This is a genomic window from Vibrio sp. D173a (genome assembly GCF_030248475.1).
The window spans coordinates 1-739 of record NZ_JAHGAH010001244.1; the positions used below are offsets into that span (position 1 = coordinate 1).

General features: G+C 50.1%; 1 protein-coding gene. It reads left to right on the plus strand.

Going from position 1 to position 739, the window contains the following annotated elements; genetic code table 11:
* The coding region (locus KIV40_RS32590) for a 4Fe-4S dicluster domain-containing protein (RefSeq protein ID WP_285353506.1) at positions 1 to 739 on the plus strand (739 nt) is incomplete at both ends.

A 739-nucleotide genomic window follows, 5' to 3' on the forward strand; every position in this document is an offset into this window, starting at 1 on the left:
GGGCTCTGATAGGCACACCGGTCAGCGCATTGCTTGAAGAGTTTGGATACAAAGCAGATAAAAAGCTACCAAGACTTATCTTGGGTGGGCCTATGATGGGCTTTACGTTGCCACATGAAAACGTGCCGATCACTAAAACATCAAACTGTATACTAGCGCCAACGCGCCGCGAGATTTCTCCTAACAGCTACGAAATGGAGTGTATCCGTTGTAGTCAATGTGCAGAGGCTTGCCCTGCTTCGTTGCTACCTCAACAGCTTCAATGGCACGCTAAGGCAAATGAGCTCGATAAATGTGAAGAGCTCAACATCAAAGACTGTATCGAGTGTGGTGCTTGTGCGTTTGTCTGCCCAAGTGAGATCCCACTTGTTCAGTATTACCGCCAAGCCAAAGCAGAAATCAAAACTCGTCGAGATGAAGCCGCCGCAGCCGAGCGCGCCAAACTGCGTTTTGAAGAGAAAAATGCCCGTATGGAACGCGACAAGGATGAGCGTGAGAATCGATTTAAGAAAGCCGCTGACAATCGTCGTAAAGAGATGAAGACCTCTGACGGTGATGACGCAATTGCCGCAGCCATTGCACGAGTGAAAGCACAGAAAGCCGCGGGCACAGATACAGCAATCAGCGAGCTGGCTGTGAAGCCAGCAGTTGCCGCTGCCATTGCTAAAGCGAAAGCAAAACAAGCAGCCGCTCAGCAAGGTAACAACGCAGAGCCAGACAACACCGAAATGTCAAAGCT